Source organism: Kitasatospora sp. NPDC001527 (assembly GCF_040298605.1).
Taxonomy (GTDB): Bacteria; Actinomycetota; Actinomycetes; order Streptomycetales; family Streptomycetaceae; genus Kitasatospora.
This window is the reverse complement of sequence record NZ_JBEPAM010000002.1, coordinates 64,205-88,556: the sequence shown is the minus strand read 5'-3', so window position 1 is coordinate 88,556 and position 24,352 is coordinate 64,205. Positions and strand designations below refer to the sequence as shown.

Below are 24,352 nucleotides of genomic sequence, written 5' to 3'. Positions count from 1 at the left end.
CCGGGGCGGGCGGAAGCCGATTAGGGATTCCGGCCGAGGTCGCGTAAGATCGTGTTTACCGACGCGGGGTGGAGCAGCTCGGTAGCTCGCTGGGCTCATAACCCAGAGGTCGCAGGTTCAAATCCTGTCCCCGCTACTGCATCGAAGGGCCCGGAGGCATCTAACCTCCGGGCCCTTCGGCGTTCCCCGGCTCCCCGTGCGGGGGAGGGCCGGAAACCGGTCCGGCGGGACAGCCGCGGGACGGTCGATCTATCGGTGGCGGCCGGAGCGCGCCGGCCGTACCGTCCGGGGCATGAACGCGAAGCGCCCGCTGATCGCCGTCCTCACCGGCGCCGGGATCTCCACCGACTCGGGCATTCCCGACTACCGCGGCCCGAACGGGCTCTGGCAGCGCGACCCGGACGCGCAGCGGCTGGTCACCATCGGCCCCTACCTCTCCGACCCGGAGGTCCGCCGGCGGGCCTGGCGGCTGCGCGCCGAGACGGGCGCCCTGGCCGCCGAGCCGAACGCCGGGCACCGGGCGCTGGTCGGGCTGGAGCACTCGGGGCTGCCGGTGCGGGTGCTCACCCAGAACGTCGACGGGCTGCACCAGCGGGCCGGGCAGACGCCCCGCAAGGTGCTCGAACTCCACGGCACCGCACGGGAGGTGCAGTGCGTGGAGTGCCGGGCGGTGGCGCCGATGGAGGAGGCGCTGGAGCGGGTCGCGGCGGGCGGGGCGGATCCGCCGTGCCGGGCCTGCGGCGGGATCCTGCGGCCGCGCACCGTGATGTTCGGCGAGCAGCTGGACCCGGAGGTGCTGCGGCGGGCGGACGCGATCAGCCAGGCCTGCGAGCTGTTCATCGCGGTCGGCACCAGCCTGCAGGTGTTCCCGGTGGCGGCGCTGCCGTACAACGCGGTGAAGACCGGCTCCCGGCTGATCATCGTGAACGGCGAGCCGACGCCGTTCGACGAGGCCGCCGAGGAGGTCGTCCGCGAACCGATCTCCGCCGCCCTGCCGGCCCTGGTCCGCCGGCTGGTCGCCCGGTACGCCTGAGGCCGTCCGGGCCCTCGGGAGGGCGCCGGGTTCGCGGACGAATCGCCGACCGGGTTCCGAACTCGCCGCTCCCGGTGGCCTGTTCTGCGCTACGCTGCCGCGCGGAGCGGCGTGGCCGGTTTCCGGCCACCGGGGGAGGCCGCACGGGCGCATGCGCCTGAGCGCCGCACCGGCCAGGGGCGTCCCCCGCTCCGCGGCGGCGCGTACGAAGGAGCCCTCATGACCTCAGGCCGACTGCTGGACCGCCACGCGATCGGGGGCGAGCTGCGCGCGCTGGCGGACCGGCCCGGCCTGGTGGATCGTCAGGAGGAGCTCCGTGAGCTGGGGTTGGCGCTCTCGGGCGCCGGTGACCTCGACCCGTGGGCCGAACTCGACCTGGTGCACAGCTTCGTGCGGCCGGAGAGCGTGCGGGCCGCGGTGCGGCCGCGCCCCGAGCCGAGGTTCTGGTCCTGGGCCGAAGTCGCCCTGGGCGCCCTGGTGTTCGTCCCTCTGCTGGTCACCTGGGGCGGACTGATGCAGGCCACCAGCGCCTACCGGGCGCTGATCGGCGCGGACGCCCGGCAGGCCGAGCGCCCGTTCCTCCAGCTCTGGCAGACCGGCTTCGAGGGCCGGCTGCCCGGATGGGCCACCTTCGGCGACGTCGCGCTGTCCGCCACCCTGTTCATCACGCTGCTGCTCGCGCTCTCGGTGGCGCACGGCGTGCGCCGGGCCGGCACCGAGCGCCGCGAGGCCGCGGCCGAGGGCGAGGCGGAGGACCTGCTGGCGGAGCTGGCGCCGGTGCTCACCCGCGCCCAGCTGGTGCTGAACGAGCGCCGCCGCTCCACGCCGCAGCGCTTCGCGGCCGAGCTGACCGGCGCGGCGCAGACCCTGGAGCGGCTCGGCCGCCAGGCCGCGGACACCCAGCGGGAGCTGAGCGAGGCCGCGCTGGCCGTCGAGCGCTCGGTCGCCGGGGCCGAGCAGCGCCTCGCCGAGGCGGGCGAGGCGGTCGACCCGCTGCGCCGGGCCGTCGACGGCGTCGAGAAGGCGGTGGACGGCATCGGCCAGGCGGTCGACGGGGTCGGCCGGGCGGTGCGGGACAGCGGCGACCGGCTCGCCGAGACGGTCCGGGACGGCGCGGCGGCCACCGACAACCTGGTCCACCGGGGCGGGAAGCAGCTCACCGACGCGGCCGAGCTGGTCCGGCGGGCCGCCGACCGGGTGGGCGCCGAACTCGCCGGCGCGGGCGAACGGGTGGAGGAGGCGGTGCGCGATCTCGCGGTCGCCCAGCGCGGGTTCACCACCGGCGCGGAGACCGTGGCCGACGTCAGCGGGCAGGTGCTGGAGCGGCTCGACGGGCTGGCCCGGGACGTCGCGATGCTGGCCGACCGGGTCGCGGCGGCGGCCCGCCCGGAGGGGGCCGGGCCGGCCGGACACCCCGGCGAGGCGGGCGTCGTCATGGTGAAGACGGCGTCCGGGCCCGGTCCCGACGGGGGCACCGCGCGGTCCCGGGGCACGGCTGCGGCCGCCACCGCCGCCTCGGCCGCCGAAGCCGACGACCGGACCCTGCTGGAGCTGGACGAGGTGCCGGTGCACGGGCAGGGCCGATGAGGGGCCGCTTCCGGACGGCCCGGCCGCGGATCCGGGGCGTGCACCTGGCCGGCTGGCTGTTCGCCGACATGCTGCTCGTGCTCGCCCTGGTCGCGATGGGCGACCAGGGCGACCCGGTGGCCGCCGAGCGGGCCGCCGCGCCCACCGCCACCCCGGGTGCCACCGCGACCGCCACCGCCGCGCCCAGCGCCACGCCCACCCCGACCGGGCCGCGCGGCGTCGAGCACGACCCGGTCACCGTCGACGTCTCCGGAGACTCCTCGGACACGGCCGGCCTGGCCGCGCAGATCCGCGCGGCCACCGAGCGGTACACCGGCCGGCAGGCCGCCGTGGTCCTCACCTTCGGCAGCAACCGCGACCCGGGCGCCGGCCAGGCCTACGCCCACACCGTCAACGGCCTGCTGGCGCAGGCCCGTCCGGAGATGTTCCGGGGCACCACCACGCGGGACTTCATCTCGCTGGCGGACAACCCCCGGCACGCCTCGCTGGAGATCTACTTCTACACCGGCTGACCCTGCCCGCCGGCCAATCCAAGGAGAAGTTCCGTGCAGATCCTCCCGTTCTACGCCGTGTGCGACGAGTCGGGGTCGATGAGCGCCGACATCGACACCCTCAACAAGGCCCTGTTCGACCTCCACCAGGAGATCAGCACCAACCCGACCATCGCCGACAAGACCCGGTTCGGGCTGATCGGCTTCTCCACCGACGCCCACGAGCTGCAGCCGCTGGTCGACCTCAGCGACCTCGACGAACTGCCCGCCCTGGAGGCCTCCGGCCTCACCTCCTTCGGCAACGCCTTCGGCCTGCTCCGCCAGGCGATCGAGCGGGACGTGCAGGCGCTGAAGGCGGACGGCCACGACGTCTACCGCCCGGTGGTCTTCTTCCTCTCCGACGGCGTGCCGACCGACTCCGACTGGGACCGGCCGTACCAGGACCTGCTGGCCGCCGCCTTCCGGCCGCACATCATCGCCTTCGGCATCGGCCAGGCCGACCGGAGCGTGATCGCGCACGTCGCGACCTTCAAGGCGTTCATGCAGGAGGACGGCAACGCCGACGTGGCGGTCGCGCTGCGGGAGTTCGCGGCCAGTCTGACCCGCTCGATCGTCCGCTCGGTGAGCGGGGCGACCGAGGCCGGCCAGGGCATGAGCCTGCAGGTCGACGACCACGTGCCCGGGTTCACCTCCGTCTCGCTCGACAAGCTCTGAGGCCGGGCCGCCGGATGAACGCGTACGACAACCAGCTGCCGGCCGGCCGCGCGCCGGAGCCCGGGCCGGAGCACGTGCCCACCCGCAAGGGCGACCCGATCGACCTCGCGGCCTCGGTGTACGAGCACGGCTGGGGCCCGGAGCCCGCGACGACGGGGACGCCGCCGACCGTCCCCTCCGGGCCGGTGGTCCCGGAGGGGTTCCTGCCGCGGCCGATCGGGCCGGGGCCGTCGGCGGTCCGCGGGCCCTGGAGCGCCGAGGGCCCGGGCGTCGTGCCGCCCGAGGCCGCCGCCGGCCCCTTCGCTCCCGCTGCCGCCGCTCCCGCCGCCGGTCCCTTCGCGCCGGCCGGACCGTTCGCGCCGACCGGTCCGGCCGTCACGCCGGCCTCCGCCGAGGAGCCCGGCCCGCTGCCGCACATCGGCCGCAAGCCCCCCGCCTACCCCGCCGAGCCGACCGACATCCCCGCCCTGCAGGGCGGCGACCTCGTCGGCGCGCTGCTGCCCGACACCGTGGTGGACGGCGGAGTCCTCGGCCGGACCACTGTCCGCGCCGCCTCCGTCCGCGGCGACGGCCACCGCTACGCGGCCGAGTGCCGCCAGGACGCCGTCCTGGTCGTGCGGACCGGCGAGCTGCTGCTGCTCGCGGTCGCCGACGGCGTCGGCTCCCAGCCGCGCTCCCACCACGGCTCGCACGGCATCGTCCGGCTGCTGACCAAGCAGGTCGTGCCGAAGGCGGAGACCCTGCTGGCCTTCCTGCGCTCCGGAGCCGAACTCGACTTCGCCAGCCTGATGAGCCGGCTCATCGCGGCGGCGGCCATCGAACTCGCCCAGGAGGCCGAGCGCGCCGGCCACCCGCCGAAGTCCTACTCGACGACGCTGCGGGCGCTGCTGGTGCCGGCCGACCCGGCCGTCCCGTTCCGGGGCTTCGTGTCGGTCGGCGACGGCGGGCTGCTGCGCCTGCGCGAGGGCGGCTGGCAGAACCTCGAAACGGACGGCGGCGACGGGGGCGGCACGCTGATCAGCACCCGGACCGACTGCCTCCCCGAGGCGTACGAGCACGCCCGGGCCCGGCTGATCACCGACACCCGCCCCGGCGACGTGCTGGTGCTCTGCACCGACGGCCTCGCGCTCCCGCTGCTCAAGGAGCCCGAGCTGCAGCAGTGGCTCGGCGAGCGCTGGGGCCGCGAGGTGCCCGGCCTCGCGGAGTTCCTCTGGCAGGCCCAGGTCCGGGTGCGCAGCTACGACGACGACCGCTCGGTGGTCTGCCTCTGGGAGGCCGCGCCGTGACCGCGCCGGACATCGCCACCGCACTGGCCGGCGGCGGGGACGCCGGCCTGGCGCTGCTGCCCGTCGGCGCCGAGGCCGGCCGGGGCGGCCAGGGCCTGGTGCAGCGCCTGGACGGCTACCCCGGCCTGCTGTTCAAGCGCTACCTGGAGGCCGGCCGGGTCAACGGCCGGGCGCTGGTCGAGCTGGTCGGCCTGCGGCTCACGCTGCCGCAGGCCGACCGCGACCGCCTCGACGCCCAGGCCGCCTGGCCGCTCTGCCGGGTGGTGGACGGCCCGCGCTGCGTCGGCTTCCTCATGCGGGAGGCCCCGCCGGCGATGACCTGGCAGACGGCCACCGGCGCGCGCAAGCTCACCGAGGCGCAGTACCTGCTCTACCCGGAGAAGCCCGCCACCCAGGGCATCGTCCGCCCGGACGCGGAGCAGCGGCTGGCCCTGGTGCTGGAGCTGGTCGGGCTGATCGACCGGTTGCACCGCTGGGGGCTGGTGATCGGGGACCTCTCGCACGCCAACGTGCTCTGGACGGTGCGGCCCGAGCCGGCGGTGCACCTGCTGGACTGCGACGGCATCCGCAAGGTCGGCGCGGCCCCGGTGCTGGAGCAGGCGGACACGCCCAACTGGGCGGATCCGCGCTCCCCGCACGGCAGCGCCGCCTCGGTGGACAGCGACCGCTACAAGGCGGCGCTGCTGATCGGCCGGACGCTGGCGCAGGACCCGTACGTGGCACCGGGCACGCCGCTGGAGCCGGTGCCGGGCGTGCTGACGGACCGGCAGCTGGCGATGGTCCGGCGGGTCTGGGAGCAGGCCGCCGGACCGTACGGGAGCCGGCCGGACCTCACCGCCTGGCTGCTGGCGCTCGGCGGCCGCGGCAGCATCCCGCTCGCCCCGGGCCTGGCCCCTCCGCCGCGGCCCCCGGCCCGGCCGGTCGACCAGCGGCTGTTCGACGGCCGGGCGGCACGGGGAAGCATCCGGCTGCAGCGGCCGAGCTGACCGCAGCGGGGGCCGGACGGAGCGCATGCGTACGATGATCCTTCCGGCTCCCCCTCATGGCCTGGAGTGATCGACCGATGACGACGACGGCGAAGTTCGACCCCTGGTCGGCGGCGTTCGTGGCCCACCCCTACGACGCGTACGCCGCCCTGCGCGAGCAGGCCCCCGTGACGTACTTCGAACCCACCGACCAGTGGCTGGTCTCGCGGCACGAGGACGTCAGCGCGCTGCTCCGCGACCGCAGGCTCGGCCGCACCTACACCCACCGGTTCAGCCACCAGGAGTTCGGCCGCCCCGAACCCGACCCGGCGCACGAGCCGTTCCACACCCTCAACGACAACGGCCTGCTCGACCTGGAGGCTCCGGACCACACCCGGATCCGCCGGCTGGTCTCCAAGGCCTTCACCCCGCGCATGGTCGAGGGCCTGCGGCCCACCGTCCACCGGCTCGCCGGGGAACTCGTCGACGGCCTGCTCGCCGACGGCGGCGGCGACCTCATCGCCGCCGTCGCCGAGCCGCTGCCGGTCGCGGTGATCGCCGAGATGCTCGGCGTCCCGGAGTCCGACCGGCACCTGCTGCGCCCGTGGTCCGCCGACATCACCGGGATGTACGAGCTCAACCCGACCGAGGACGCCGCCCGCCGGGCCGTCACCGCGAGCACCGAGTTCTCCGATTACCTGCGCGCCCTCATCCGCGAGCGCCGGGCCACCCCCGGCGAGGACCTGATCAGCGCGCTCATCCAGGCCCAGGAGGGCTCGGACGCGCTCAGCGAGCAGGAGATGATCTCCACCTGCGTGCTGCTGCTCAACGCCGGCCACGAGGCGACCGTCAACACCACCGGCAACGGCTGGTGGGCGCTGTTCCGCCACCCCGGGGAGCTGGCCCGGCTGCGCGCCGACGTCGACGGACTGCTGCCCACCGCCGTCGAGGAACTGATGCGCTGGGACACCCCGCTGCAGATGTTCGAGCGCTGGGTGCTGGAGGACATCGAGGTCCGCGGCGTCACCATCCCGCGCGGCTCCGAGGTCGCCCTGCTCTTCGGCTCCGCCAACCGCGACCCCGAGCGCTTCGCCGACCCCGACCGCCTGGACCTCGGCCGCACCGACAACCCGCACATCACCTTCGGCGCCGGAATCCACTTCTGCCTCGGCGCCCCGCTCGCCAGACTGGAGCTCACCGAGTCCTACGGCACCCTGCTGCGCCGCGCCCCGGGCCTGCGGCTGGTCCGCGAGCCCGAGTGGCAGCCGGGCTACGTGATCCGGGGGCTGAAGGAGCTGCTGGTCGAGGTGTGACGGGGGAACCGGACGCGGGCCGGCCGCGTCGAATCGGCAGCCAGGCGCGGGCACCGGCCCGCGCCGTGACCGAGAGGCGAGGCCGGCCATGTCCGCGACGTCCGCCCGCACCCGCCGTCCGGCGGTGCTCCTGCTCTGCTGTGCGGCCCTGCTCACCGCCTGCGGCTCCTCCGGCGGCAGCACGGCCGTGGTCCGGGCCGACCCCGCGACGCTGCCGCCCGCCGACCCGGCCCAGGTCGCCGCCACCGCCTCGGCCACCGGCGCCTTCGGGCTCGACCTGCTGCACACCCTCACCGCCGCCCCCGGCGCGGCCGGCCGCAACCTGGTGCTCTCGCCGTCCGGCCTGGCCACCGCCCTCGCCATGGTGCTGCCCGGCGCGCGCGGCACCACCGCCGAGGAACTCGCCAAGGCGCTGCACACCGGGCTCACCCCCGAGCAGTACGCGCTCGCCACCGGCACCCTGAACCGGTCCGGCGCCCCGGCCGGCAAGGACGGACCGGTCCTCCGGCAGTCCGACGACCTCTGGGCCCAGCGCGACTACCCGCTCGACCAGCGCTACCTCGGCGTGCTGGCCGCCGCCTTCGGCACCGGCGTGCACACCGCCGACTTCCGCAAGGACCCGGAGGGTGCCCGCAAGGCCGTCAACGGCGTCGTCGAGAAGGCCACCGAGGGGCGGATCAAGAACCTCTTCGCCGAGGGGCAGATCAACCCGAACACCCGGCTCGCGCTGACTGACGCGCTCTACCTCAAGGCCGACTGGGCCGAGCCGTTCAAGGCCGGGAAGACCACCGGCCGGCCGTTCCACCGCCTCGACGGCACCGAAACCGCCGTGCCCACCATGGCCCAGACCACCGGCCTGCGCTACGCCGAGGGCTCCGGCGGCATCCTCGGCGAACCCTGGCAGGCCGTCGAACTCCCGTACGCGGGAAGCACGTTGGCGATGGACCTGGTGGTGCCCGCGCAGGGCGGCTTCGCGGCGTTCCGCAAGGGCCTGGACCAGGCCGAGCTGGACCGGATCCTCGGCTCGCTCGCCGAGCGGACCGTCGACCTCACCCTGCCGAAGTTCCACTTCGACACCGCGAACGAGCTCTCGCCCGCCCTGCAGGCCTTGGGCGTCAGGGCCGCCTTCGGGCCGGCCGCCGACCTCTCCGGCATCCCCGGGCCGGGCGCCGAAGGGGCGCTCACCATCGGCACGGTGGTGCAGAAGGCCACCGTGCAGGTCGACGAGCAGGGCACGGTCGCGGCGGCCGGCAGCGGCGTCGGCGTGGAGGCGATGGCCGCGCCGGTGCCCGCGAGCCCGGTGCAGCTGCACATCGACCGGCCGTTCCTCTTCCTGATCCGGGACACCGCCACCGGGCGGCCGCTCTTCCTCGGGCAGGTCACCGACCCGGCGGCGAAGTAGCGCGGGAGGCGGCGCGGCGCGTCACCCGGCCGGGTAGCGGTCCCCGAGCGCCGGGTGGCCCGGCTCGCGGCTGCCGAACAGCACCAGCAGGTCGTCCGCCGTCCGCAGCAGCGCCTCCCGGCCCTCCACCGCCTCCGCCCAGTCGGCCGGCAGCGCCGAGGCGCCGTACGCCGCGCCGACCAGGTTGCCGCAGACGGCGCCGGTCGAGTCGCTGTCACCGGAGTGGTTCACCGACAGCAGCAGCGCCGAACGGGCCGGCCGCGGCTCGGCGGACGTCGCGAGCAGGCAGTACACCGCGATCGCCAGGCACTCCTCGGCGATCCAGCCCAGCCCCACCCGCTCCACCGCCTCGGCCGACGGCTCGGACTCCTGGGCCACCCGCACCGCCCGGGCCAGCGCCTGCACCGTCTCCTTGGAGGCCGGCCACTCCCGGGTCTGCTCCACCGTCTCGCCGACCGCCGCCCAGGGCTCCGTCCCGGCCGCCAGCCGCTCCACCAGCGCCGCGAACGCGCCCGCCGCCAGGTAGCCGGTCGGGTGCCCGTGGGTCAGCTGCGCGCACTGCGCGGCCAGCCCGAACGACTGCTCCGCCCCCAGCCGGGCCAGCCCGAACGGCGCGGAGCGCATCACCGTGCCGCAGCCCTTGGAATGCGCGTTGATCGGGCCCGGCTGCCCCAGCGCCACCGGCGGCTCGAACACCGGGTGGTACTGCACGCCGGTCATGCAGGCGTTGCCCGGCGCCCGCTGCGCGTACAGGAACGGCTCGCGCAGCAGCCAGCCGTCGTACGGGCGGGGGAGCGGCTCGCGGTCCGGCGCGCCCTGCTGCTGGGTGAGCAGCCAGCGGCGGTAGGCGCCGTGCACCGCCTCCGGCACCGAACCGCCGCCGCCGGACCAGCCGCGGACGAAGCCGCGGATCAGGCCCTCGGCGGTGAACAGCGTCATCTGGGTGTCGTCGGTGACCTCGGCCACCAGGCCGCCGCCCGGCAGGCCGGCCACGCCGTCCGGGCCGTAGCGCTCGCGGATCTGCCGCAGCTGGAGGAACTCCACCGGCCAGCCCAGGGCGTCCCCGATCGCGCCGCCGAGCAGCGCCCCGCGCACCCGGTCCCGGTAGCCCGTCTCCGTACTCACATCGCCCACCCCTCGTAGTCCCCGCGACCCGTTTCTACCAGGCGCCCGGGCCCCGGTCCGGGACCTCAGCGCCTGATCTCGCCCGAGCGTCCGCGCAGGGAGGCCCGGTCCGCCGCCGCGCGGCCGGCCGCCCAGCCCTCGCCGTCGCTCACCCGCACGCGCTGGGACACCAGCTTGGGGAACATCCGGTCCACCTCCTGGTCCACCGCCTCGGTGCGGGCCTTCAGGGCCGGCAGCAGCCGCGCGTCCGGGACCAGCTGCTCCGCCGTGCCGTCCTCGCGCAGGTGCCGGCCGGCGGCGGCGGCGCTGGTCGTCCGCTCGGTGGCCTCGGCCAGCCGCTCGCGGATCCGGGCGGCGTAGGCCACCAGGAAGGACTGCCGGAAGGCCTTGGTGCGGGAGGCGCCGTCCAGGTGCTGGCGGGCGCCGGCCTGCTGCATCGCGTGCGTCGCCTGGACGAGGAGCGAGGTGTAGAGCAGCTCGACGCCGTCCAGGTCGGCGTCGAAGCCGATCACGGTGCAGAAGCCGAACTCCTTCGCCCAGACCACCCGGCAGCGGTTGGCGGCCGCGACGGCGTCCAGCAGCATCGTCTTCGGGCCCTCGTAGGGGTTGTCGACGCCGATCCGCAGCGCGCCCGGCGCGTGCGGGTCGGCGCCGTCGACGGCGAGCAGGGCCTCGTCGATGCTGTGCTGGGCCATGAGCTGCTGGGCCTTGGCGGTCAGCGCCTCGGCCTCCTCGGGGAAGTCGGTGGACTCGGCCTTCGCCAGCAGGGCGCGGATCCGCGACAGCATCCGCGGCTCGCCCGTCACCGGGCCGCGCGGGCCGGTCTCCCGGCGCGCGCTCTGTCCCGGGGCGGGGCCCACGGGGGCGATCGGGGGCAGCCGGCCCCAGCTGCGCAGCAGCTCCAGCAGCGCGGTGGCGAGAGCGAAGCGGTCCAGCCGGTGCCGGTGGGCGAACGCGGGGAGGTGCGCCTCGTCGGACGTCCACCAGACCTCCGCCTCCAGCTCGCGCAGCTGCTCCTGCCAGCGGCGGTCCGTCGCGGCCGCGGGGTGGCGGCGGCCCTCGGCGGCGATCAGGTCCACGGCGAGCGCCAAGTGCACGGGCTTCAGCTCGCGGCGCACCACCCGCGCCAGGTCCGCCGGCCGCCACCCGGCCGACCAGCACCGCCCGACCGCCGTGTCCGCGTACCCCAGCACCGCCCGGCTCACCGCCGGCCACTGCCCGGCGGAGGCCGCCAGCAGTGAGGCCCCGGTGTCCAGCGCGAGGTCCAGCCCCTCCTCGGACGCCGTCACCACCCCCCGCACCGCCGTCTCCAGCAGCGCCCCGGCGTCCCCGCCGCTGCCGCCGCCGTCCTGCTTCCGCCTACCCACGCCGCCTACCTCCGGGTTCCATACCTCCCACCCATGATGCCGGACCACCTCGTCGGGCGGCTTCGGCTTCGCCTCGCCGCTATCGCATCGGGGGCTGTGGCTGATCAGGTGAGCGGGATGCCCGAGCAGCCTTCTTTCACCGGCCGGTTGCGGAGTGGGAGGTCGGCCGTTCCGACTTCCCGCTCCGGAGGAGCCGCATGGCGATGTGGGCGGCCCCTCGCCCGGCGCGAGCGAGGGGCCGCCGTTGTCAGCGTTCGACGGCCTTGGCGAGGATCTCGGGGAGGCGTTCCAGCAGGCGGCCGGCGGCGAGGCGCAGGCCGAGGGTGGCGACGAGGGCGCCGTAGAGGGGGCCGGCGAGGAGGAGGGGCCAGGTGGGGGCGTCGGCGGCGAGGGCCCAGGCGAGGTAGCCGACGGCGGGGGAGGCCACGATGACGCTGCCGAACATCGAACCGAAGCTGTTGAGCATCACCAGGCCGCCCTGGCCCGGGGCGGCGTTGCGCATCGGGTTGTTGTCGGCGGGCATGGTGTACGGCGCGAGCACGCTGAGCACCGCGCCGATGGCGATGCCGCTGCCGAGCAGGGCGAAGGCGAGGCCGACGGCCGAGGGCAGACCGGACCAGTCGCCGCTGGCGGCGGCCAGCACCACGGCGAGCACCAGGGTGACCGGCACGGCGTACGAGAGCAGGGCGAACGCCCGGCCGCGCAACTCGTCGCGGGCGTCGGTCGGGGTCAGCAGGGTGGCGGCGACCATCCAGAACGCGGAGCCGTCCATGCCGAACAGGTTGAGCATCTGCAGGCCGAGGAACAACCCGGTCATCGCCACCAGGTAGACCGTGGACCAGCCCTGGACGATCGACAGCACGCAGATCACCAGCGTCATGCCGATGCTGGTGAACACCGCGGCCTTGGCCCGCGGTTCGCGCCAGGCGTACCGCAGGTGGCGCTGCATCACGGCGCCGACCCGGCCGTCCGGCAGGAAGCGCCAGCCGCGCCCGGAGTCCTGGACGCCGCGCACCACCTCCAGCGTCGAGGCGTCGGCCGTCACCATCAGCTGCTGCAGGCTCGCCCGCCACCAGCGCAGCAGGACGACCAGCAGCACCGCGGTCGCCGCGAGCTGGAGCAGTGCGAGCGGGTACCGGCCCTCGCCGGCGGTGCGGACGGCGTCGACGGCGGAGACCGGCGGCACCCAGCGCAGCACGGAGGCGATCGGGCCCAGCGGTTCGAGGTCCAGGCCGTTGGCACCGGGCTTGCCGAAGACGCTCTGCGAGCCGACGTTGGCGATCTGCACCAGCAGCGCGAAGAGCAGGCCGCCGAAGATGGCGAAGTCCTTGCCCCGCCGGCTGGAGAGCAGCCGGGCGTTGCCGGCGGCGACCGCGCGCGACAGCACGACGACGGTGAGCACCGCGAGCGGCACACCGAGCACCCCGGCCGCCGCCGAGGCGCCGCCCCGCGCGCCGGAGAGCGCGGCGCCGGTGAGCAGGACCAGGCTGATCAGCGGCCCGGGCCCGAGCAGGGCCGCCAGCACCGAGCCGCGCAGCAGCGGGCCGGGCCGCAGCGGCAGCATGGTCAGCCGGGTCGGGTCGGCGCTCTCGTCGCTGGAGAACAGGAAGAGCGGGAGCGCCGCCCAGCCGAGGGTGAGCGCGCCGGTGAGGACGACGCCCGCGTCGGCGGCGGACCCGGTGTCGACCGCGTGCTCCAGCATGGCCATGGCCAGCGCGATCCCGCCGGCGAACAGCAGGCCGACGACGGCGCCGAGCGCGTAGAGGACGGCGCGGCCGCGGCTGCGGCGCAGGCCGTTGCGGAGCAGCCGCAGCTTCAGCGAGACCAGGGTGCGCACGACCGTGCGGTCGTCGGGCACGCCGGAGCCCAGCGCCGTGGAGGCGCTCACCGGTCGCCCCCGCCGAGCCAGCCGAGCGCCTGGCCGTCGTCCTCGCGGACGCCGATGAGCTCCAGGAACGCCTCGTGCAGGCTGCGCCCGCCGCGGACGGTGTCCAGCGGGCCCTGGGCTATCACCCGGCCGGCGCTGACGACGGCGACCCAGTCGCAGAGCTGCTCGACGAGCTCCATGACGTGGCTGGAGAAGACGACGGTGGAGCCGGCCGCCGCGTACCGCTTGAGCACGCCGCGGATGGTCTGGGCGGAGACCGGGTCGACGCCCTCGAAGGGCTCGTCGAGGAAGAGCACGTCCGGGTTGTGCAGCAGCGCGGCGGCCAGGCCGATCTTCTTGCGCATGCCGGTGGAGTAGTCGGCGACCAGCTTGTCGGCGTGGCCGGCGAGGTCGAGGACGGCGAGCAGCTCCTCGGCGCGGCGGTCGACCTCGGCGCCGGGCAGGCCGCGCAGCCGGCCGTTGTACCGCAGCAGTTCGCGGCCGCTGAGCCGCTCGAACATCCGCAGGCCCTCGGGCAGGATGCCGATCCGCGCCTTGGCGGCGACCGGGTCGGCCCAGACGTCGGCGCCGTGGACGAGCACGGTGCCCTGGTCGGGCCGGAGCAGGCCGGTGACCATCGACAGGGTGGTGGTCTTGCCGGCGCCGTTGGGGCCGACCAGTCCGACGAACGCCCCGGCCGGCAGCTCCAGGCTGAGCCCGGCGACGGCGGCCTGGGTGCCGAAGTGCTTCCACAGGCCCTGGATGGAGACGGCCGAGGGCACGGGAGCGGCGGGGACGGGGAACGGCGGTGGCGCTGACGCCTGCATGGCGGCTCTCTCTGCTGGTGGTCGGACCGGTCGGGGCCGGTGGAGATTCCATGATCGGTACGGGCCCGAACGACAGCCTGCCACCGCCCGGCCGGGCCTGTCTGCAGGGGCGATGCCCCGGGTGCGTCAGGGCCAAACGGGTGGTTTCGGCGGTGGGCACGGCCGGAGGGCACCGAAAAGTCGGCGGATCGAGGGAATTGGCAACTACTCAGGACTCCCGTTCGTCCTGCACTATGAGAGCCCAGGGAACGGGCGAGAACCGTGTGCGCGCGGGGGTACCGGGAGGTGGCGGATGGCCGTTCAGCCGTGGGGTGAGCAGGGCTACGGGACGGCCAAGCCGCCCGCGTCCACCCCGCCCGCGCCCCCGTACGCTCCGGCGCCGCACGCCGCGCAGCACGTCGCGATGCCGCAGTCGGCGATGCGCGCGGCGACCACGGACCGCGAGCGCACGGTGGACGTGCTGAAGGCCGCGTTCGCCGAGGGCCGGCTGAGCGCCACCGAGTACGGCGAGCGGTTCGAGGCGGCGAGCACCGCGCAGACCTACGGCCAGCTGGCCCGGCTGGTCGCCGACCTGCCGGCCGGACCGATGGTGGCGCCCCCGATGATGGCGCCGCAGATGGCGATGCCGGTGCCGCCGACCTTCCTGCCGCCGCCGGTCCTGGTGCCGCCGCCGCGGCCGACCAACGGCGCGGCCGTGGCCTCCCTGGTGCTCGGCCTGCTGGGCATGGGCCTGCCGGCGGTGGTCGCCGGCCACGTCGCCAAGAACCAGATCCGCCGGCGCAACGAGGACGGCGACGCGATGGCCACCGTCGGCCTGGTCCTCGGTTACCTGGAGTGCGTGATGTGGACCCTCTTCGTGTTCGTCCTGATCGCGTCCGCCGGCTGACCGGGCCCGCCGCGGGGAGGCGTTCGAGTGGCGGCGGCCTCCCCGGTGTGGTAGAGCGGCAGGAGGACGGTCCGACACCGGGCGGCCGTGCGCGGGACACCCGCGCGACACCCGGCCGATGGCCGTCACCTGCGGCGTTGCATTTGTTTTGACCGCGCCCGATGCGCTAGGTACGCTCTGACCTTGTGCCTGGGGTGTCCCCGGGTCCTTGTGCGTGCATGCACACCGGTCGCCGCGCCGAGCCGGAGCGCCTCCCAGCGCGCCGCGCGTTGAGCGCCGTCGCTGTACATCAGCTCACGGGATTCCGTGCCGGAAAAAACCCAACACACCCGACCGCGTGGGTCGACCACGGGGCCGTGTGCGAGGGAATCACCGCAGGTTAGTTCCACCAAGCCTTGGCACACAGAAAACGGAGAAACGGTGCCTACGATCCAGCAGCTGGTCCGAAAGGGCCGGCAGGACAAGGTCGAGAAGAACAAGACTCCCGCGCTGAAGGGCTCCCCGCAGCGCCGTGGGGTCTGCACGCGTGTGTACACGACCACCCCGAAGAAGCCGAACTCGGCGCTTCGTAAGGTCGCCCGTGTGCGCCTCACCAGCGGGATCGAGGTCACCGCTTACATCCCGGGCGAGGGCCACAACCTGCAGGAGCACTCCATCGTGCTGGTGCGCGGTGGTCGTGTGAAGGACCTTCCTGGTGTCCGCTACAAGATCATCCGCGGTTCGCTCGACACCCAGGGTGTCAAGAACCGCAAGCAGGCCCGCAGCCGCTACGGCGCCAAGAAGGAGAAGTAAGAATGCCTCGTAAGGGCCCCGCCCCGAAGCGCCCGGTCATCATCGACCCGGTCTACGGCTCCCCGGTCGTCACCCAGCTGGTCAACAAGATCCTGCTGCACGGCAAGCGCTCCACCGCCGAGCGGATCGTCTACGGCGCCCTCGAGGGCGTCCGCGAGAAGACCGGCTCGGACCCGGTCGTCACGCTGAAGCGCGCGCTGGAGAACGTCAAGCCGGCCCTCGAGGTCAAGTCCCGCCGTGTCGGTGGCGCGACCTACCAGGTTCCGGTCGAGGTCCGCCCGGGCCGCGCCAGCACCCTGGCGCTGCGCTGGATGGTCGGCTACTCCCGCGCCCGTCGCGAGAAGACCATGACCGAGCGCCTCATGAACGAGATCCTCGACGCCAGCAACGGCCTGGGCGCTTCCGTGAAGCGTCGCGAGGACACCCACAAGATGGCCGAGTCCAACAAGGCCTTCGCGCACTACCGCTGGTAGTCCGTACCCCGTCACTAGACAGAGAGAGAACGAGCCACCATGGCTGCAACCTCCCTTGACCTCGCCAAGGTCCGCAACATCGGGATCATGGCGCACATCGACGCGGGCAAGACCACCACCACCGAGCGGATCCTGTTCTACACCGGTGTGTCGTACAAGATCGGTGAGGTCCACGATGGCGCTGCCACCATGGACTGGATGGAGCAGGAGCAGGAGCGCGGCATCACGATCACGTCGGCCGCGACGACCTGTCACTGGACCGTCGACGATGCCGACCACACCATCAACATCATCGACACCCCGGGGCACGTCGACTTCACCGTCGAGGTGGAGCGCTCGCTGCGCGTCCTCGACGGTGCCGTGACGGTGTTCGACGGTGTCGCCGGTGTCGAGCCCCAGTCCGAGACCGTGTGGCGGCAGGCTGACCGCTACGGCGTCCCGCGCATCTGCTTCATCAACAAGCTGGACCGCACGGGCGCCAACTTCTTCTTCTGCGTCCAGACCATCGTGGACCGCCTCGGCGCCACCCCGCTGGTCATGCAGCTCCCGATCGGTGCCGAGTCGGACTTCCAGGGCGTTGTCGACCTGGTCCGCATGAAGGCGCTGGTCTGGTCCGCCGAGGCCGCCAAGGGCGAGATGTACGACATCGTCGACATCCCGGCCGAGCTGCAGGAGCAGGCGGACGAGTACCGCGAGGCGCTGATCGACACCGTCTCGAACGTCAGCGACGAGATCATGGAGCTCGCCCTCGAGGGCGAGGACATCCCGGTCGAGCTGCTGCAGGCGGCGATCCGCAAGGGCACGCTGAACTCGGACTTCACCCCGATCTTCTGCGGCACCGCGTTCAAGAACAAGGGCGTTCAGCCCCTGCTCGACGCCGTCGTCAAGTACCTGCCGTCCCCGCTGGACATCGAGTCCATCGAGGGCACCAAGCCGGGCGACGACACCGTCAAGATCTCCCGCAAGGCCTCGGACGACGAGCCGCTCGCCGCGCTCGCGTTCAAGATCATGTCGGACCCGCACCTCGGCAAGCTCACCTTCGTCCGGGTCTACTCGGGCCGCCTGGAGTCCGGCACCTCGGTGCTGAACGCCGTCAAGGGCAAGAAGGAGCGCATCGGCAAGATCTACCGCATGCACGCGAACAAGCGTGAGGAGATCGAGTCGGTGGGCGCCGGCGACATCATCGCCGTCATGGGCCTGAAGCAGACCACCACCGGTGAGACGCTGTCCGACGAGAAGAACCCGGTCATCCTGGAGTCCATGGACTTCCCGGCCCCGGTCATCCGCGTCGCGATCGAGCCCAAGTCCAAGGGTGACCAGGAGAAGCTGGGTGTCGCCATCCAGCGTCTCGCCGAGGAGGACCCGTCCTTCCAGGTCAACACGGACGAGGAGACCGGCCAGACCATCATCGCGGGTATGGGCGAGCTGCACCTCGAGGTGCTGGTCGACCGTATGCGCCGTGAGTTCAAGGTCGAGGCCAACGTCGGCAAGCCGCAGGTCGCGTACCGCGAGACCATCCGCCAGGCGGTCGAGCGCATCGACTACACCCACAAGAAGCAGACCGGTGGTTCCGGTCAGTTCGCCAAGGTGCAGATCGCGATCGAGCCGCTCGAGCAGGCCGAGGGCTACGAGTTCGTCAACCAGGTCACCGGTGGCCGCGTTCCGCGCGAGTACATCCCGTCGGTCGACGCCGGCTGCCAGGAGGCCATGGAGTTCGGCATCCTCGCCGGCTACCCGCTGCAGGGTGTCCGCGTGAAGCTGCTCGACGGCCAGGCGCACGACGTCGACTCCTCCGAGCTCGCGTTCAAGATCGCCGGCTCGATGGCCTTCAAGGAAGGCGCGAGGAAGGCCAAGCCGGTCCTCCTCGAGCCGATGATGGCCGTCGAGGTCACCACGCCCGAGGACTACATGGGCGACGTGATCGGCGACATCAACTCTCGCCGTGGCCAGATCCGGTCCATGGACGAGCGTCACGGTGCCCGCGTCGTCACGGCGCTGGTGCCCCTCTCCGAGATGTTCGGCTACGTCGGTGACCTGCGCAGCAAGACCTCCGGTCGCGCGAGCTACTCGATGCAGTTCGACTCGTACGCCGAGGTTCCGAAGAACGTGGCGGACGACATCATCGCCAAGGCCAAGGGCGAGTGACGTCCCGACATTCGGGACGATAACGAACCCTTAGGCTATTAGGAGGCAACCCGGGAGGATCCGGTCGGATCCTCCCGGGGCCTCCGGCCCCCCCACCAGCGGGACGGCACGGGGTGTCCTCCGGACAGCCCGCACCAAAACCGATCAAAGACCAACTGGCGTCAGCACGGCGTACAGGAACTGTCCTCAGGAGGACTCAGTGGCGAAGGCGAAGTTCGAGCGGACGAAGCCCCACGTCAACATCGGCACCATCGGTCACATCGACCACGGTAAGACCACGCTGACCGCGGCCATCACCAAGGTGCTGCACGACGCGTACCCGGAGATCAACCCCTTCACGCCGTTCGACCAGATCGACAAGGCGCCGGAGGAGCGGCAGCGCGGTATCACCATCTCCATCGCGCACGTCGAGTACCAGACCGAGGCGCGCCACTACGCCCACGTCGACTGCCCGGGTCACGCGGACTACATCAAGAACATGATCACCGGTGCCGCCCAGATGGACGGCGCCATCCTGGTGGTCGCCGCCACCGACGGCCCGATGCCGCAGACCAAGGAGCACGTCCTCCTGGCCCGCCAGGTCGGCGTCCCCTACATCGTTGTCGCCCTGAACAAGGCCGACATGGTGGACGACGAGGAGATCCTGGAGCTCGTCGAGCTCGAGGTCCGCGAGCTGCTCTCCGAGTACGAGTTCCCGGGCGACGACCTGCCGGTCGTCCGCGTCTCCGCGCTGAAGGCGCTGGAGGGCGACAAGGAGTGGGGCGAGAAGCTCCTCGGCCTGATGCACGCCGTCGACGAGAACATCCCCACCCCGGCCCGCGCCGTGGACCAGCCGTTCCTGATGCCGATCGAGGACGTCTTCACGATCACCGGTCGTGGCACCGTCGTCACCGGTCGTATCGAGCGCGGCATCCTCAAGGTCAACGAGACCGTCGACATCATCGGCATCAAGACCGAGAAGACCACCACCACGGTCACCGGCATCGAGATGTTCCGCAAGCTGCTCGACGAGGGCCAGGCCGGTGAGAACGTCGGTCTGCTGCTCCGTGGCATCAAGCGCGAGGACGTCGAGCGCGGCCAGGTCATCATCAAGCCGGGTTCGGTCACCCCGCACACCGACTTCGAGGCCCAGGCCTACATCCTGTCGAAGGACGAGGGTGGCCGCCACACCCCGTTCTTCAACAACTACCGCCCGCAGTTCTACTTCCGTACCACGGACGTGACCGGCGTCGTGACCCTCCCCGAGGGCACCGAGATGGTCATGCCGGGCGACAACACCGCCATGACCGTCGCGCTGATCCAGCCCGTCGCCATGGAGGAGGGCCTGAAGTTCGCCATCCGTGAGGGTGGCCGCACCGTCGGCGCCGGCCAGGTCACCAAGATCGTCAAGTAATTCGACGCTCTGATCGCTCACCCCCCGGGTGAGGAGGGCCCGGTGGACTCACGTCTACCGGGCCCTCGGCTTTTCCACGATTGTGTTTGTTCTATGATCGGCCAGTGTTGCCGGGGGGCTCTGGCGTTCGTCAGTACTCGGACAACCACTGTGCTGTCCAGGTCGATCGAAGGGCAACGTTCGTGGCAACCACCTCCCCCGCGACGGAAGCGGTGCGGCCGGGCCGTGCCGCCGACGAGGGGCCGAAGACTCCGGGTGAGGCGCCGGCGCGCCGCAGCCTGCCGGTGCTGGCCGCCGCCGTGGCGGCCGCTTGGCTGGTGCCGGCCGTGCTCGTCCCGCTCGGGCTCGGCATCGTGGTGCTCCCGGTGCTGCTGCTCGCGGTCGCCGCGATCATCCGGGTCGGCGGAGGACTCCTCGACCGCCTGGTCGTCGCCGGTCTGATCGTGGTCGGCTCGGTGCTGGTCTCCGGTCTGCTCTTCTCGCTCTGGCCGTTCGGGCTCTCGCCCGTCGCCACCTCCGGCACCCTGCTCACCGCCGTCGCGGTGACCGGCTGGCTCGCCCGCCGCCGGCCGCGGATCCCGCTGCGCTTCCGCCCCTCCGACCTGCTGGTGCTCGGTACCGCCGCCGTCTTCTGGCGCTACCTGCACCACCCGCTGGCCGGGAAGTCCGCCGCCGAGCGGCTCTCCTTCTTCAGCACCGCCGAGGACCGGCTGAACCACTTCTCGTACTTCTCCGGGATCCAGCACGTCGGCGGCTACAACTTCCTGCACCAGGACGCCGCCCGGGCGTACATGATGTCCCCGGCCGAGGTGACCTACCCGCAGGGCACCCACTTCCTGCTGGCCTGGGTGGACTCGCTGGTCCACTCCTCCGCCGACCCCGGCGCCATGCTCGGCGTGATGAACCGGTACCTGCTGTACGTGCTCGTGGCGTACACCCTGCTGGCCACCGCCCTGGTCTGGGCGGCCCGCTGGATCGGCGGCCCGCGGCTGCGCGGCTGGCGCACCGCCGCGGTCTGCGGCACGGTCCTGGCGCTGATGCTCGCCAGCAACTACACCTACCTGGTCATCCACGGCTTCGACTCGACGGTCATCGGCCTGCTGATGCTCGCCGTGACGCTGGCCCTGCTGATCCGCCCGGCCATGGGCCGGACCGAGTACGCGCTGGTCGCGCTCGCGGGCCTGATCACCGTCACCTACGTCTACAACCTGTTCGGCGCCGTGGTCGGCCTCGCCGTGGTGCTCTCCGTCCTGGTGCACCGCCGCAGGTTCGCCGGCGGTACCCGCCGGTGGCTGCGCTACGCGCTGATGGGGGCGGTGGGCCTCGGCCTGGCCGGTCTCCCCAGCGCGGTGTCCGTCCTGTCCGAGCTGGACGTCGCGAGCACCGCGAGCCTGGGCGGCCCGAGCGTCGAGGCGGACCGCACGCTGCTGGTCGGCGGCATGCTGCTGGCCCTGCTCGCGGCCGCCGCCCCGGCCAACCGCCGGACCGGCTCCGGGCGGGCGCACCTCGCCGTGGTGCTCGGCACCGGAACGGTGGTCTTCGGCTTCGGCTGGTACCAGATCAGCACCATAGGCGAGTACTCCTACTACTTCGAGAAGCTGGCCGGCTGCGCGATCGTGGTCGCGCTCATCTCGCTCGGCGCGGTCGGCACCCTGCTGGGCACCCCGGCCCCGGCCCCGGCCGCCTCCCGGCGGGGCCGCCGGCTCGCGAGCGACGGCGTGCTCTCCGGCCTCGCGGTGGCGGCCGCGCTGAGCCTGTTCGCCGGCGTGCAGTGGAACGTCCACTCCTTCAAGGGCGGCCCGGTGGCCTGGCACGCCAACTCGCTGGTCGGCTGGAGCCGAGGCGACGCCTGGAGCGACATCGGCCCCCGCGACGGCGCGACCGTGCTGGCCGACCTGAAGGACATCGAGGGGCCGGTCATGGCCCTGTACTCGAACGACGACTACAAGAACCTGAAGTCGACCTGGCTCGCGGCGCTGCTGCGCGAGCGCGGCGGCGACATGCTCCCGCTGTACGAGACCCACTGGATCAACATCGGTGCGGCCCCGCGTCCGGAGAACGAGTACCAGAAGGCGATGGAGCACGTCCGGCTGGCCATCACCAAGGTGGGGCAGCCGCTGACCATCGTCGTGGTCGACCGCGGGCTGGCCGACCGGATGGGCCGCGAACTCGCCGCCGCCGGCCTGAAGGCCACCGTCGTCGCCATGCCGGACAACCAGTGGATCCACCCGTGGAACAAGAGCTTCCCCGGCGACTGAGCCACCACCCCCGTCAAAGGGGGATCTCGTGCCGCCCGGCTACACTGACGCCCTGTCGTCCCCGCGCCCCCGCGCGCGGGGACCGGTTCGGCTTCGAGCCCCACTCGCGAAAGCGTCTCCCGTATGACTGATGCCCCTGCCCTGACGCAGCCGTCGCGTCCCGGGCACAGTGATGCCGTGCCCACCGCTCCCGCCGGAGCGCGCTCCGCGGCCCGCCAGCGCCGGCCCCGGCTCTACGCCCTCGACGGCATGCGGCTGATCGCCGCGCTCACCGTGGTGTCCTTCCACTGGACGGCGTACGTCGGGATCGACGGGGTCTGGCCGGGCAAGACCCCGCGGGAGGTGCTGCCCACGCTCAACCAGTTCGCGTCCTACGGCTGGCTCGGCGTCGAGCTGTTCTTCGTCATCAGCGGCTTCGTGATCTGCATGAGCTGCTGGGGCAAGCGGCCCGGCGACTTCTTCGTCTCCCGGGTGATCCGGCTGTACCCGGCCTACTGGACCGGCGTCGCGCTCACCACGGTCGTCCTGCTGACGTTCACCGAGTACGCCCGGTCCGGTGCGGCGGACGGGCTGGACGCCTCCCGGGTGCTGGCCAACCTCACCATGCTCCAGGAGCCCTTCGGCGTCCACCACGTCGACGGCGTGTACTGGACGCTGTGGGCGGAGATGAAGTTCTACCTGCTCTTCTCCGTCGTGGTGGTCAGGGGCCTGACCTACCGCCGGGTGGTGGCGTTCTGCGGGATCTGGGCGGTGGCGGGCGCGCTCTCCGTCCCGGCGCAGATACCGCTGCTGACCACCCTGGCCATGCCGGACCAGGCGCCGTTCTTCATCGCGGGCATCGCGATGTTCCTGATGTACCGCTTCGGCCAGAACCTGCTGCTCTGGGGGATCGTGGGCTTCAGCTGGATGCTGGCCCTCTCCCGGATCAACTCGATCAAGGTCCTGTACGAGAGCGTCCTCGGCTACCACCTGTCCTGGAACGTCATCGCGGGCGTGATGACCCTGGCGTTCGCACTGGTGCTCGCCGCCGCCCTGGGCTGGTTCAATTGGGCGTCGTGGAAGTGGCTCACCGTCGCCGGTGCGCTCACCTATCCCGTTTACCTGATCCACCAGGAGATCGGCTGGACGATCATCCACTTCGCCCAGACCCAGGGCCTCGGGGTCCGCGGGGCCCTGGCGGTGGCACTGACGGTCATCCTGGTCACCGCGTGGCTGATCCATCGCTTGGTCGAGCGGCCGCTCTCCGGAGCCCTGAAGAAGGGCCTGGACCGCTCGATGCTCACCCTGCGCCGGGCCTCCGACGAGCCCGGACGCACCCCGAGCTGACCGGCCCCCCAGCCGGCGCCCGGTCTACCGCACAGATCTTCATGGAATAGGCGAACAACGATGGACAATGCAGTAGTGCCGGCGGCCTGGCCGGGGGACTCGGCTCCCCCGTTGCTGTCGGTGGTCATCCCGATCTACAACGAGCAGGAGGCCCTGCCGCTGACGGTCCAGCGGCTGCGGCCGATCCTGGACGGTCTGTCCGTCACCTACGAGGTCGTGGGCATCGACGACGGCAGCACCGACGCCACCCCGGCGATCATGCAGAAGATCCACCAGGACTGGCCGGAGTTCCGCATCGTCCGGTTCGCCCGCAACTCCGGGCACCAGGCCGCGCTCACCGCGGGCATCCACCGGGCCTTCGGCGACTACGTCGTCTCCATCGACGCCGACCTCCAGGACCCGCCGGAGAAGATCCCGGAGATGCTCTCCCTCGCCCGGGAGCAGAACCTGGACATCGTCTACGGCGTGCGCGGCGACCGCGGCACCGACACCTTCTTCAAGCGCCGCACGGCCGGCGCCTACTACTGGCTGATGCGCAAGCTGGTCGGCAAGAAGATGCCGAACCAGGCCGGCGACTACCGCCTGCTCAGCCGCGCCGCCGTCGACGCGCTCAAGTCGCTGCCCGAGCACCAGCCGGTGTACCGCCTGCTGGTGCCGTGGCTGGGCTTCCCGAGCGGCGAGGTGGTCTACGTCCGCGAGGAGCGGGTCGCCGGCAGCACCCACTACCCGCTGTCGAAGATGATCCGGCTGGCCATCGACAGCATCACCAACTTCTCCGCGAGCCCGCTGCGGCTGGCCACCTGGCTGGGCCTGCTGAGCTTCGTGCTCTGCTTCGGCCTGGGCGTCTACACCACGGTCGAGTACGCGCTCGGCGAGACCGTCCCCGGCTGGTCCTCGCTGTTCATCGGCATGCTCTTCCTCGGCGCGGTGCAGCTGGTCTGCATCGGTCTGCTGGGCGAGTACGTGGGCCGGATCTACTCCGCCGCCCAGTCCCGCCCGGCCTACTTCATCGGCTACGACTCGGCGGAGGACCCCCGTACGCGGTCCTCGAAGGCCCCCGAGTACGTGGCGTGACCCCCTCCCGTCCCGCGGCCGTCCGCCG

20 protein-coding genes and 1 tRNA gene are annotated in these 24,352 nt (G+C 72.8%); 17 read left to right on the top strand and 4 right to left on the bottom strand.

Annotation, left to right across the window (positions count from 1 at the left end; all coding sequences use genetic code 11):
• The first annotated feature begins 62 nt into the window (after nucleotides 1–62).
• From ABT238_RS02180 to ABT238_RS02140, 9 genes are all read left to right on the top strand, one after another.
• Nucleotides 63–136: transfer RNA gene (locus ABT238_RS02180), tRNA-Met, on the top strand.
• A gap of 156 nt (nucleotides 137–292) precedes the next feature.
• Nucleotides 293–1,033, top strand: a complete 741-nt coding sequence (locus ABT238_RS02175; protein ID WP_350755267.1) for an SIR2 family NAD-dependent protein deacylase — start codon at nucleotides 293–295, stop codon at nucleotides 1,031–1,033.
• A gap of 219 nt (nucleotides 1,034–1,252) precedes the next feature.
• Complete coding sequence (locus tag ABT238_RS02170) at nucleotides 1,253–2,620, top strand: methyl-accepting chemotaxis protein (protein WP_350755265.1); 1,368 nt, start codon at nucleotides 1,253–1,255, stop codon at nucleotides 2,618–2,620.
• The gene (locus ABT238_RS02165) at nucleotides 2,617–3,132 is read left to right on the top strand and encodes a hypothetical protein (RefSeq protein ID WP_350755263.1); all 516 of its coding nucleotides are present in this window, start codon (nucleotides 2,617–2,619) and stop codon (nucleotides 3,130–3,132) included. The genes ABT238_RS02170 and ABT238_RS02165 overlap by 4 nt, the downstream gene beginning before the upstream one ends.
• A gap of 33 nt (nucleotides 3,133–3,165) precedes the next feature.
• Nucleotides 3,166–3,825 (top strand): vWA domain-containing protein, encoded by a 660-nt coding sequence (locus ABT238_RS02160; RefSeq protein ID WP_350561864.1) that lies wholly within the window; start codon nucleotides 3,166–3,168, stop codon nucleotides 3,823–3,825.
• Nucleotides 3,826–3,839: 14 nt separating this feature from the next.
• Nucleotides 3,840–5,111, top strand: a complete 1,272-nt coding sequence (locus ABT238_RS02155; protein WP_350755262.1) for a protein phosphatase 2C domain-containing protein — start codon at nucleotides 3,840–3,842, stop codon at nucleotides 5,109–5,111.
• Nucleotides 5,108–6,097 (top strand): hypothetical protein, encoded by a 990-nt coding sequence (locus ABT238_RS02150; protein WP_350561868.1) that lies wholly within the window; start codon nucleotides 5,108–5,110, stop codon nucleotides 6,095–6,097. The genes ABT238_RS02155 and ABT238_RS02150 overlap by 4 nt, the downstream gene beginning before the upstream one ends.
• A 77-nt stretch (nucleotides 6,098–6,174) precedes the next feature.
• Nucleotides 6,175–7,389 carry a cytochrome P450 gene (locus ABT238_RS02145; protein WP_350561870.1) on the top strand — a complete coding sequence of 405 codons (1,215 nt, stop codon included), beginning with the start codon at nucleotides 6,175–6,177 and terminating at the stop codon, nucleotides 7,387–7,389.
• A gap of 88 nt (nucleotides 7,390–7,477) precedes the next feature.
• On the top strand, nucleotides 7,478–8,791 hold the full coding sequence (locus ABT238_RS02140; RefSeq protein WP_350561872.1) for a serpin family protein: 1,314 nt from the start codon (nucleotides 7,478–7,480) through the stop codon (nucleotides 8,789–8,791).
• Between the two features lie 21 nt (nucleotides 8,792–8,812).
• Here ABT238_RS02140 and ABT238_RS02135 read toward each other — a convergent pair whose 3' ends face one another.
• From ABT238_RS02135 to ABT238_RS02120, 4 genes are all read right to left on the bottom strand, one after another.
• Nucleotides 8,813–9,916: an ADP-ribosylglycohydrolase family protein gene (locus ABT238_RS02135; RefSeq protein WP_350561874.1), complete on the bottom strand. Its 1,104-nt coding sequence runs from the start codon at nucleotides 9,914–9,916 to the stop codon at nucleotides 8,813–8,815.
• Nucleotides 9,917–9,981: 65 nt separating this feature from the next.
• Complete coding sequence (locus ABT238_RS02130) at nucleotides 9,982–11,283, bottom strand: DUF2786 domain-containing protein (RefSeq protein WP_350561876.1); 1,302 nt, start codon at nucleotides 11,281–11,283, stop codon at nucleotides 9,982–9,984.
• A gap of 247 nt (nucleotides 11,284–11,530) precedes the next feature.
• On the bottom strand, nucleotides 11,531–13,171 hold the full coding sequence (locus tag ABT238_RS02125) for a GumC domain-containing protein (RefSeq protein ID WP_350561878.1): 1,641 nt from the start codon (nucleotides 13,169–13,171) through the stop codon (nucleotides 11,531–11,533).
• Nucleotides 13,168–13,977: an ABC transporter ATP-binding protein gene (locus ABT238_RS02120; protein WP_350561880.1), complete on the bottom strand. Its 810-nt coding sequence runs from the start codon at nucleotides 13,975–13,977 to the stop codon at nucleotides 13,168–13,170. The genes ABT238_RS02125 and ABT238_RS02120 overlap by 4 nt, the downstream gene beginning before the upstream one ends.
• A gap of 292 nt (nucleotides 13,978–14,269) precedes the next feature.
• Between ABT238_RS02120 and ABT238_RS02115 the strand changes: the two genes are divergently transcribed.
• From ABT238_RS02115 to ABT238_RS02080, 8 genes are all read left to right on the top strand, one after another.
• Complete coding sequence (locus ABT238_RS02115) at nucleotides 14,270–14,863, top strand: DUF1707 and DUF4190 domain-containing protein (protein ID WP_350561882.1); 594 nt, start codon at nucleotides 14,270–14,272, stop codon at nucleotides 14,861–14,863.
• A 420-nt stretch (nucleotides 14,864–15,283) separates the two neighbouring features.
• A complete protein-coding gene (rpsL, locus tag ABT238_RS02110; protein WP_014144289.1) occupies nucleotides 15,284–15,655 on the top strand; it encodes a 30S ribosomal protein S12 in 372 nt (123 codons plus the stop codon).
• A 2-nt stretch (nucleotides 15,656–15,657) separates the two neighbouring features.
• Nucleotides 15,658–16,128: a 30S ribosomal protein S7 gene (gene rpsG / locus ABT238_RS02105; protein ID WP_030055803.1), complete on the top strand. Its 471-nt coding sequence runs from the start codon at nucleotides 15,658–15,660 to the stop codon at nucleotides 16,126–16,128.
• Nucleotides 16,129–16,167: 39 nt separating this feature from the next.
• Nucleotides 16,168–18,273: an elongation factor G gene (gene fusA, locus ABT238_RS02100; protein ID WP_350561884.1), complete on the top strand. Its 2,106-nt coding sequence runs from the start codon at nucleotides 16,168–16,170 to the stop codon at nucleotides 18,271–18,273.
• Nucleotides 18,274–18,472: 199 nt separating this feature from the next.
• Nucleotides 18,473–19,666, top strand: a complete 1,194-nt coding sequence (gene tuf, locus ABT238_RS02095; RefSeq protein ID WP_030280743.1) for an elongation factor Tu — start codon at nucleotides 18,473–18,475, stop codon at nucleotides 19,664–19,666.
• Between the two features lie 182 nt (nucleotides 19,667–19,848).
• Nucleotides 19,849–21,924, top strand: a complete 2,076-nt coding sequence (locus tag ABT238_RS02090; RefSeq protein WP_350561886.1) for a hypothetical protein — start codon at nucleotides 19,849–19,851, stop codon at nucleotides 21,922–21,924.
• A gap of 177 nt (nucleotides 21,925–22,101) precedes the next feature.
• Nucleotides 22,102–23,250: an acyltransferase family protein gene (locus tag ABT238_RS02085; protein WP_350561888.1), complete on the top strand. Its 1,149-nt coding sequence runs from the start codon at nucleotides 22,102–22,104 to the stop codon at nucleotides 23,248–23,250.
• 60 nt (nucleotides 23,251–23,310) lie between these two features.
• Nucleotides 23,311–24,324 carry a glycosyltransferase family 2 protein gene (locus ABT238_RS02080; protein WP_350561890.1) on the top strand — a complete coding sequence of 338 codons (1,014 nt, stop codon included), beginning with the start codon at nucleotides 23,311–23,313 and terminating at the stop codon, nucleotides 24,322–24,324.
• Nucleotides 24,325–24,352: the final 28 nt, after the last annotated feature.

What these genes read in the sequence shown, in the direction of transcription:
- ABT238_RS02115 (WP_350561882.1), top strand. Translation starts at nt 14,270, where the DNA reads ATGGCCGTTCAGCCGTGGGGTGAGCAGGGCTACGGGACGGCCAAGCCG.
- rpsG (WP_030055803.1), top strand. Translation starts at nt 15,658, where the DNA reads ATGCCTCGTAAGGGCCCCGCCCCGAAGCGCCCGGTCATCATCGACCCG.
- ABT238_RS02155 (WP_350755262.1), top strand. Translation starts at nt 3,840, where the DNA reads ATGAACGCGTACGACAACCAGCTGCCGGCCGGCCGCGCGCCGGAGCCC.
- ABT238_RS02165 (WP_350755263.1), top strand. Translation starts at nt 2,617, where the DNA reads ATGAGGGGCCGCTTCCGGACGGCCCGGCCGCGGATCCGGGGCGTGCAC.
- ABT238_RS02145 (WP_350561870.1), top strand. Translation starts at nt 6,175, where the DNA reads ATGACGACGACGGCGAAGTTCGACCCCTGGTCGGCGGCGTTCGTGGCC.
- ABT238_RS02170 (WP_350755265.1), top strand. Translation starts at nt 1,253, where the DNA reads ATGACCTCAGGCCGACTGCTGGACCGCCACGCGATCGGGGGCGAGCTG.
- ABT238_RS02080 (WP_350561890.1), top strand. Translation starts at nt 23,311, where the DNA reads ATGGACAATGCAGTAGTGCCGGCGGCCTGGCCGGGGGACTCGGCTCCC.
- ABT238_RS02140 (WP_350561872.1), top strand. Translation starts at nt 7,478, where the DNA reads ATGTCCGCGACGTCCGCCCGCACCCGCCGTCCGGCGGTGCTCCTGCTC.
- ABT238_RS02175 (WP_350755267.1), top strand. Translation starts at nt 293, where the DNA reads ATGAACGCGAAGCGCCCGCTGATCGCCGTCCTCACCGGCGCCGGGATC.
- ABT238_RS02120 (WP_350561880.1), bottom strand. Translation starts at nt 13,977, where the DNA reads ATGCAGGCGTCAGCGCCACCGCCGTTCCCCGTCCCCGCCGCTCCCGTG.
- fusA (WP_350561884.1), top strand. Translation starts at nt 16,168, where the DNA reads ATGGCTGCAACCTCCCTTGACCTCGCCAAGGTCCGCAACATCGGGATC.